Here is a 2,191-nt window from a genome sequence, read left to right on the forward strand (position 1 = left end):
TCAAGCAACTCCTTTTGCTGCTTCTCCACTTCGGCTTCAAAGGTCTTCTTCGCGTTGGCGCCGCCTTGCGACAGCCCGCGATCGACTTCGCCCGCGATCTCGGCCAGCACGCGGATCAGATGGGCAACGTCGCTGCGGGTGTTGTTGATGTTGGATTGGAGCAGGACCGAATTGCGCGAGGTCTTGTTGACCTGGATGTTGTAGTCGTTGGCCAGTATCCCCTTGAACTGGGTGCCGTCATAGCCGGCCGTGCCGCAGACCAGCGTCATCCTGCTGGGGTCGAGGCAGAACTCGTCCTCGTCGAGGCTCTTGAGCGTATTGGCCCAGTTCACGCCGGCCGCGAGATAATCGGTGAAGCCGCTCTGGCGATACTGCGCCGGCACCATGGCATCGGCGCCGAGGACGTGGAAATATTTCGAGATCAGCGGATTGGAGTTGACCGCGTGGCGGATTGCGAGCGCGATCTCCATGGCGTTGGCGACGAGCCCATAGCCTTCCAGCTCCATCTGGCGTCGTGAGACGTCGAGACTGGCGATGAGCTGCTGGTTCGGGCTGGTGGAGGCATGCGTGAACACGGCCTCCTTGAACTGCTGCTCGACCGTGTGGAAGTCGACGTCCTTGACCGACAGCATGGAACCCTGCCGGATCGCCGACATCGACTTGTGGGTCGAATTGGTCTGATAGACGCGCAGACGGATCTGGCGCGGATCGGGCATCAGCCGGGTCTTGAGGAGCAATTCGTCGGTCGGGTTCTTGCCGAGCTCGGCCTGCTGCTTCTCGTAGGCTGCGACCGACTTGGGATCGTGCATCCAGGCCTCGATCTCGTTGGCGGCACCCATCGCGGTCCGCCGCCGCAGGAACGGCGAGAAGCGCGCGAAGCCGAACCAGGCCTCGTCCCATAGGAAGATCAGGTCCGGCTTGATCGCGAGACATTCCTCCATGACCCGGCGGGTGTTGTAGATGTGGCCGTCAAAGGTGCAGTTGGTGAGATCGACCATCTTGACGCGGTCGAGCCGGCCGTCGGCCTTGGCGCCAAGCAGCGCCTGCTTGATCGTCTTCAGCGGCACCGCGCCATACATCGAATATTCCGTCATCGGAAAGGCTTCGACATAGAGCGGCTGGGCGCCGGCGAGTACCATTCCGTAATGATGTGATTTGTGGCAGTTGCGATCGACGATCGCGATGTCGCCAGGCGCGAGCAGCGCCTGCACCGCCATCTTGTTCGAAGTCGAGGTGCCGTTGGTGACGAAGAAGACACGATCGGCACCAAGCGCCCTCGCCGCCTTGTCCTGCGCCTTCTTGATGTTCCCGGTCGGCTCCAGCAGGCTGTCGAGCCCGCCGGTGGTGGCGCTGCTCTCGGCCAGGAACAGGTTTAGGCCGTAGAATTCGCCCATGTCGCGGATCCAGTCCGACTTGAAGACGGACTTGCCGCGCGCGATCGGCAGCGCGTGGAACGTCCCGATCGGACGCTGGGCATATTTCTTGAGATTGTCGAAGAACGGCGTGTCGTAGCGATCCTGTACGCCTTCGAGGATCGACAGATGCAGCTCCAGCAGGTCCTCGACCGAGTAGAAGATGCGGCGAGCGACATTGGCCTCGGGATTGCCGGCCATCTCCTCCACATTGCGATTGGACATCAGATAGACGTCAAGCTCCGGGCGAACCTTCTTGATGATGTGGGCGAGCCGCAGCGCAGAGGCATCGGATTCGTCATTCAATCCGGCCGACGACGTCATCGTGCGCAGCACCGGCGCGTCATGGCGCGAACGCAGCACAAAACCTTCGTTGATGACGACGGCGGCGAGATTGGGATTGAGGATGGTGGCGCAGAAAGCATCCTCGAGGCTGCCGACGATCACCGGCTCGTAGATGAACTGATCGACCGGCCGTCGCAGCTTGCGCCATTCGGCGGCAAGCGCCGGCCAGCTCCCGCCGGAGAGGCCCGTAACGATCAGAGTCTCGAAATAAGGCCGACGCGCGGTTTGCTGCCCGAACATCTGGGGCACCAGATCGGGTGTCTCACCATTGCCTTCATCATTCACGCTCCAGTCGCCGGCATGTTGGCGGAACGACCGCGTGGTCAGTGCATGCGCAATCCGCGTGGCGAGGGCCAGTGACCCTGCCGCATCGCCGGCCGACGCCGCCTCGCGCAGGGCCGCCATCAATTGCAGGCCGGGATAGCCGTGATATT

Annotated in this window: 1 protein-coding gene; it reads right to left on the reverse strand. The window is 62.3% G+C overall.

The annotated features are described in order from the left end of the window. The coding region (locus JHD07_RS10085; protein WP_291621571.1) for a decarboxylase at positions 1–2,191 on the reverse strand (2,191 nt) is incomplete at both ends.

The organism is Bradyrhizobium sp. (assembly GCF_016462955.1).
Classification (GTDB): Bacteria; Pseudomonadota; Alphaproteobacteria; order Rhizobiales; family Xanthobacteraceae; genus Bradyrhizobium.